At 53.0% G+C, this 4,987-nt stretch carries 4 protein-coding genes; all 4 read right to left on the bottom strand.

Annotation, left to right across the window (positions count from 1 at the left end):
* Nucleotides 1–243: 243 nt before the first annotated feature.
* Nucleotides 244–1,098: a 2OG-Fe(II) oxygenase gene (locus ACUHMQ_RS19995; RefSeq protein WP_445297210.1), complete on the bottom strand. Its 855-nt coding sequence runs from the start codon at nucleotides 1,096–1,098 to the stop codon at nucleotides 244–246.
* 116 nt (nucleotides 1,099–1,214) lie between these two features.
* A complete protein-coding gene (locus ACUHMQ_RS19990) occupies nucleotides 1,215–3,083 on the bottom strand; it encodes a glycosyl hydrolase family 18 protein (RefSeq protein ID WP_445297209.1) in 1,869 nt (622 codons plus the stop codon).
* Between the two features lie 472 nt (nucleotides 3,084–3,555).
* Nucleotides 3,556–4,329 (bottom strand): HesA/MoeB/ThiF family protein, encoded by a 774-nt coding sequence (locus ACUHMQ_RS19985; RefSeq protein WP_445297208.1) that lies wholly within the window; start codon nucleotides 4,327–4,329, stop codon nucleotides 3,556–3,558.
* A 325-nt stretch (nucleotides 4,330–4,654) separates the two neighbouring features.
* Nucleotides 4,655–4,855 (bottom strand): GAF domain-containing protein, encoded by a 201-nt coding sequence (locus ACUHMQ_RS19980; protein ID WP_445297211.1) that lies wholly within the window; start codon nucleotides 4,853–4,855, stop codon nucleotides 4,655–4,657.
* Nucleotides 4,856–4,987 lie beyond the last annotated feature (132 nt).

Below are 4,987 nucleotides of genomic sequence, written 5' to 3'. Positions count from 1 at the left end.
CACTAACTTGATGGCTTCCGCTCGGTATTCCGACGTATAGCTTTGTGTTTCTCTCTTACTCACCGCAGCCTCCTGTTGGCTCAAGTTTACCAATCAGGTGTGTCTACGGAATTCAGGCTACCTCAGATGACTGATCCAGCGCACCACCGCGATCAGATCGCCTCAGACTATACAGTTAAGTCTCCGACTAATTGACAGGCCGCCCGCTACGTAGCGACAGATCGTAAGCAGGGTCCAATTCGTCTAGCTATAACGCCGCTGGCGCACCCACTTGGTCATGATCCATTTCTCCCCCGCTTCGACAGGCGCACCGCCATGCAGGCTGAGTGGGTCTATCTGGCCATGGCTATTGGTGTAACGGAAATACACAGCACTGCCCTTACGTGGATTAACCGTTAAACCTACGTCAGGAAAAATGGTTGCACCGCCTTGGGTTACATTACTCAGGTAGATCACCATGGTAGCCACGCGCTGCCCACCTTTGGCGATATGCTTAACACTGCCTGGATCGGTGGGTGGAAAGTAATCAAAGTGCGGACGGTATTCACCACCAACCCCATAGCGAAGAATCTGTAGCCCTTCACCGTTTTCCACCGGACAATCCATCAGCCGGGCGATACGAGCATCGAGCCGGGCAATCAGACTATCTTCATTCAAGGTGAAGAAGGTGCCATCGCTACTGCGTTGAGCAATCACGCTCTCCTCACCACTTAATGGGTCTACCGTGGTGGACCGACGCAACTTGGATTGAGCGCGAACGATCACTTCATCGCACTCTTCATCGGACAGCACACCATCAAGCACCAGTACTTGAGGCCGCTCGCAACGTAATGCCACCGTCGCCAAAGCATCGCCACCATCAAGCCGATTTCCTAACAAAAATGGCGGCCAATCTTCATAACGATATTCGCCGGTCACCTGGCTGACTGGCACTGCTACCTGCAATTCGCCACCAGCACTGACGTCTGCAACAACCACGCTGGCATACTGTACATTGAACCCAGCCCCTACCATGGCTTCAACCATCGACTCCGCCGAGCACCCCCGGGCATGGTTATCCTTCAGCCATACCTGCCACTCTTTACTCAACTCGGGCATTACCGCCTCCTATCTACCTTTCTTTGTTCATAAACGATAAGGAGGCGATACGACAAACACCCCCTGCACAAGACAGGGAGATGTTTGCCAAATATCCCGAAGGCAGGAGAAACGGCTTACCGCACCGTACTCATCTTGCTCATCAGTTCACCATCCGCGGTATCACCGTCCATCGACCAACTCATCATGCCACCCAACCCCTTGGCTTTAACGTAGTCAATCTTGGTCTGAATATCGGCCGGTGTATCGTAAGACCAGAAAGTATTTCCGTCGAACTTCCAGCTTTGCTTGGTAACCGGGTGAGTAAAGATCTGGCCTGGCGCGTTCTTGAGTACTTTGTAGTCCTCAATGCCAGCTTCATAGGTACCGCGAGCCGGACCACTGGCTGCCTGGTAAAGGCCATTGCCCACATTATTTACACCGGTCCAGCCACGTCCATAGAAAGGAATACCCACCACAATCTTGCCCGGTGGGGTACCTGCTGCAAGCAGTGTGTTCACCGCCCCTTGGATGTTGTAGCTTGCACCTAATGGCGTTGATGCATTCGGGCTGGCTGGGTCGTTGGTCAGATGCGAATGGAAGTCTGTCGGACCCTTGGCATCCCATCCACCATGGAAGTCGTACGACATGAGATTGATCCAATCCAGATACTGGCTGTATTGAGCAGGCTCAGTCATGCCTATCTTGTCCTTACCAGCACCTATCGCCACCGTCAGCTTGTACCGCTTACCGGTTGTCGCTCCCAATGTATCAAGCTGTGTACGGAACTCTTTGAGCAACAAGGTAAAGTTCTGCTTATCAGCAGGGCTGACCGTGTTGTAACCAAAGCCCTGAACACCTGGGAACTCCCAATCGATGTCGATGCCATCGAACAATCCGGCTGCCGCACCAGCACCACCCGCTCCGTCATACGCAGGCAGATTCCCCTTGATGTAGACATCGATACAGCTTTTCACCAGCTGTTTACGCAGGGCATCAGTTTCCGACGCAGCCGAGAACCACCGCGACCAGGTCCAACCACCCAAGGAAATCATCGGACTGATGCCTGGGTAACGTGTCTTCAGCCGTTTAAGTTGGCCGAAGTTCCCGCGCAATGGGCTATCCCATTTATCGGCAACACCATCCACAGAAGCGGCTGCCGAGAAGGATTTGCTGTAATCCGCAAACGGATCTCCACCATCGCCATTACCGGACTCGGTACGGTATTGAATATCACACTCGTATCCGCCGTTCTTCTTGTAGACGTTACCGAAGGCATAGTTCAGGAAGGTCAGCTTCGCGGCTGAGCCCGAGGTCTCAATCTGCTTCACCTGATAATTACGACCGTAAATCCCCCACTGGGCAAAGTAAGACCCAACCTGCCGCGCGCCCGGTGTCGGTGTCGGTGTCGGTGTTGGCGTTGGCGTTGGCGTTGGCGTTGGCGTTGGCGTTGGCGTTGGCGTTGGCGTTGGCGTTGGCGTTGGCGTTGGCGTTGGCGTTATCGAGCATGCGCCGATGTCTTTCCAAGGCTTACCATCGCCGACATTTGAAGTGGGCACATCACCGCGGGTCCACCACTTGGCTTCGTAATTGCGGCCTTCATAAGTGACGCGCTGTCCGCCGTTATAAATGGTATCGCCCAGCCAAAGGACGTAGCAGACATTCGGGCTAGGAGTTGGTGCCGGTGTTGGCACAGGTGTAGGTACAGGAGCCGGTATAGGGGCAGGTCCGCCGCTCCCAGAGCAACTACCTTGCGGTTGCCACAAAGTAGGTGAAGCTGTCGGATTCCAATTCGCACCCACATGAGCAGTGTGGGTAACCAACGCTTTATAGTTATTGCCGTGATAGGAAGTCTGGCTACCTGCGGCGTAGGTATTGCCTTCAGTCCAAGTAACAGCACAGTCGGCGGCCAATGCACCAGGCGCATACAAAATGCCGGCCGTTACAAGACCTGCCGTGATGCTACACAGAGAAAAATGCCGGGACTGCTTGGGGTTGCTGTACATACGGTGTCTCCATCCAAGAAGGGAAGAGCGAGGTCACCGGTTAGCTAGACCGGTCTACATCTCGATTCCACTGCCCCTCGCACCCTGACAGGGAAATCGTAAGCTGGACAATACCGGTATCAACCATTTACACCAAATTGGTAACAATGATGTATTAACTTGGTATCTCATGCAATGACTTTACATATCTATTTATGCTTATGTCATTAATAATATACGTAACGAAGTACCATGGCGAACGATTAATAGCCAAGTAAGACGCTTAAATCGCTATAGCTACAGTAAACAGAACGATGAAACCCAAGTGCCTACACAGTAGCGATGTGGAGCCAGACTGCGGGGCTTTCGAGCAACAGTGAGCCAAGCTCTCCTATTACCGAAACCGAGCACCGGCATTAAACTGGTATGTCTCTATGGAAATAGGGAAACGTACATGGAAAAACTGTTGGCTATATGAAGTCGCAAATGCCCGCTAATTTCTAGCTGAGCAGACTGGGCAGGCAGGATCTCGCTTGAATCGCAGGCTGCGCCATTCGTGCGTACGCAAATCGAGCACCATCAATTTACCCAAGGGCACGCCCGGCATATCGAGCAGTATTTTCATGGCTTCAGCGGCCTGCATCGCCCCGATAATGCCAACCAAAGGCGCAAACACGCCGAATGTTGCGCAGGGGCCATCACTGGCTTCGCCATCTTCATCGAACAGGCAACGGTAACAAGGGCTCTGCTTTTGGCGCGGGTCAAACACCGCGAACTGGCCATCAAAACGCACAGCGGCACCGGAAACCAGTGGTTTGCCCAACGTAAAGCAAGCACGATTAACAGCGTGCCTGGTTGGAAAATTGTCTGAACAGTCGAGCACCACATCAGCTTGGCCGATAGCCGCCATAAGCGACTCTCCTTGCAGTCGCTCTGATATTGGCACGATGGCGATGTCGGGGTTGATACCCACTAGCGTTGCTTGTGCTGAAAAAACCTTCGCCAGCCCCAGGCTACCTTGCCGATGTACGATCTGGCGCTGCAGATTCGTCAACTCCACCGTATCTGCATCCGCCAGCAAAAGCCGCCCTATACCGGCAGAAGCGAGATACATCGCGGCGGGGGAGCCCAAGCCCCCCAAGCCCACAATCAGGACGCTGGCAGCAGCTAGTTTGCGTTGGCCCTCAATGCCAATCTCATCGAGCAGGATATGCCGGCTATAGCGCAGCAATTCCTCATCGGAAAAATCACGGTCGGGATTGGGCATAACAGAATAGCTCGGTTGGCTTAACAGAGCTGGCGATGATATGCCGTCAACCCGCTCATGGCCAACCTTAATAAGAACCCGTTCAAAGCTTCGCGAACAGGTACAAAACAAAGCAAAAAATAAGTAAGGACAGCAGAGATATCGTTACACCAACCAAGACAAAGGTAAGTAGTGACGCTTAAGAGTAGCTAACAAAACCCAGCGAAGCGATTCTGGCCAAGCGGGCAAGCGTAGACCGTACGTGGGTACGGCAAACTTGCGCAACAACGCCAGAAGGGTTTTGTTAGCGACCCTAAGTATCCATGCCTTGGCAACCTACATCAGCTCAGCCACCAAACTTCTTCATCGCCAAACCGACCATTGCTGCACCTTGTTGAAGATATTGCAGGTCCTGCTGGCTCCAGACTTTTACTTGCGCTGAGTTTTCACAGCACACCAAGCCCAACGGCGAGCCGTCAAGCTCAATAGCAGCGCACAACATGGAATAAATATTAAGGGGCTCAAGGTAGGCTTCGCTAAACCCCACAGTGGCGGGGGGTGTCAGGATTTCCGTGTTCAAGGCGGGTTTGAGATTCACACGGATGATCGAATAAACCGATCCGCGTAAAGAATAGCGAATTGGTTCATGGCCGTCTTCCAATCCTTGGCGGCATAGCCC

It is taken from the genome of Chitinimonas violaceus (assembly GCF_052601015.1).
Note: the sequence above shows the minus strand (reverse complement) of the source record. Positions and strands in the feature narration are given on the sequence as shown.

Bases quoted from the DNA above. Each gene is read 5' to 3' on its own strand.
- ACUHMQ_RS19995 (WP_445297210.1), bottom strand. From the start codon at position 1,098: ATGCCCGAGTTGAGTAAAGAGTGGCAGGTATGGCTGAAGGATAACCAT.
- ACUHMQ_RS19990 (WP_445297209.1), bottom strand. From the start codon at position 3,083: ATGTACAGCAACCCCAAGCAGTCCCGGCATTTTTCTCTGTGTAGCATC.
- ACUHMQ_RS19985 (WP_445297208.1), bottom strand. From the start codon at position 4,329: ATGCCCAATCCCGACCGTGATTTTTCCGATGAGGAATTGCTGCGCTAT.